Here is a 1,666-nt window from a genome sequence, read left to right as displayed (position 1 = left end):
TGACCGGCACCATCGAGCCGTAGTAATCGACCTGAACGTGATCGAGCAGACCGACGTGAGCTCGCCCGGTACGCACTTTCTGGAGATCGAGCCGCAGCGCCTCCAGCGACTTCTGCATCTTGGCTTCAGCAGTTTTCTTGAGTTCAGGAATCATTTTTTAGTCTCCCTCAGCAATAGACCAGCGTGCCTTCGTCTTCGCCACAGACCACGCGTTTCAGTGCGCCGGTCTTGAAGATGGAAAATACGTTGATCGGCAATTTTTGATCGCGACACAGCGCGAAGGCGGTCGCATCCATGACCGCCAAATTTTTGGAGATTGCTTCGTTGAAGCTGATCTTGTCGTAACGGGTCGCCAGCGGATCTTTCTTGGGATCGGCCGAGTAGATACCATCGACCTTGGTCGCCTTGAGGACGATTTCGGCACCGATTTCCGAGCCGCGCAATGCTGCAGCGGTATCGGTGGTAAAGAAGGGATTGCCGGTACCGGCACCAAAGATGACGATCTTGCCTTCTTCGAGGTAGCGGATGGCTTTGCCGCGAATGTACGGCTCGACAACCTGCTCGATATTCAGCGCCGATTGCACGCGGGCATTCAGGCCGCTCTGGCGAAACGCGTCGGACAGCGCCATGGCGTTCATCACCGTGGCCAGCATGCCCATGTAATCCGCTGTGGCGCGATCCATCCCGGTGGCCGTACCGGCCATGCCGCGGAAGATGTTGCCGCCGCCGATCACAACGCCGATTTCCACACCCATCTCAGCGACCGCCTTGATCTCTCCGCAGATACCCGCGATGGTCTGCGGGTTGATGCCGTAGGCGTCATTGCCCATCAGGGCCTCGCCGGAGAGTTTCAGGAGAATTCGCTTGTACTTGGGTGCAGACATCGGCGTTCCTTTCAATTACTTCTTGGCAGCAGCGGCAGCAGCCTGGGCAGCGACTTCGGCAGCGAAGTCGTCAACCTTCTTCTCGATGCCTTCACCGACCAGGAACAGCGCGAAGCCAGCGACAGAAGCGCCCTTGGCTTTCAGCAGTTGTTCGATGGTTTGCTTGCCGTCAGCAGCCTTGACGAAGACCTGGGCGAGCAAGGTAACGTCCTTCAGATACTTCTGGACGGTACCGTCGGCAATCTTCTCGAGCATGGCTTCCGGCTTGTTGTCGGCGCGAGCCTTCTCGATGGCGATACGACGCTCGGTATCCAGGAGCTCCTGGGAAACACCCGAGGCATCCAGTGCCTTCGGCTTGGAAGCAGCGATATGCATCGCCAGATCCTTACCCAGTTGTTCGTCGCCGTCGACCACGTCGATCACGACACCAACTTTGGCGCCACCGTGGATGTAGGAAACCAGCTTGCCCTTGGCTTCAAAGCGGGCGAAGCGGCGAATCGACATGTTCTCGCCGATCTTGCCGACCAGAGCGGAACGGGTCGATTCAACAGTACCCTCGCCCATCGGCAGCGCGGACAACGCCGCGACGTCAGCCGGGTTCTTTTCAGCAACCAGCTTGGCCGAGCCATTGGCCAGCGCGATAAATTCGTCGTTCTTGGCAACGAAGTCAGTTTCGCTATTGACTTCGATGATTGCACCCAGCTTGCCGTCGGCCGAAATGCTAACGGCGACGATACCTTCAGCGGCGACGCGGGTCGCGGCCTTGGAGGCCTTGTTGCCGA

General features: G+C 58.3%; 3 protein-coding genes. All 3 read right to left on the bottom strand.

Features of this window, described 5'->3' with window-relative positions:
* Window positions 1-154: ribosome recycling factor (locus tag ADADOO_RS16125; protein WP_511278529.1), on the bottom strand; the 154-nt coding region annotated here is incomplete at its 3' end.
* Window positions 155-167: 13 nt separating this feature from the next.
* Entirely contained in the window at window positions 168-884 is a 717-nt protein-coding gene (pyrH, locus tag ADADOO_RS16120) for a UMP kinase (RefSeq protein ID WP_511278528.1), read from the bottom strand.
* Window positions 885-899: 15 nt separating this feature from the next.
* Window positions 900-1,666 (bottom strand): translation elongation factor Ts (tsf, locus tag ADADOO_RS16115; RefSeq protein WP_511278527.1); only part of this gene is annotated, 767 nt, incomplete at its 5' end.

The sequence above is a fragment of the Azonexus sp. genome, assembly GCF_036170495.1.
Lineage (GTDB): Bacteria > Pseudomonadota > Gammaproteobacteria > Burkholderiales > Rhodocyclaceae > Azonexus.
The sequence above is the reverse complement of the archived record's forward strand: the minus strand, read 5'-3'. Positions and strand labels throughout refer to the sequence as shown.

Excerpts from the sequence above, each read along its gene's own strand:
- pyrH (WP_511278528.1), bottom strand. The coding sequence starts at position 884 with ATGTCTGCACCCAAGTACAAGCGAATTCTCCTGAAACTCTCCGGCGAG.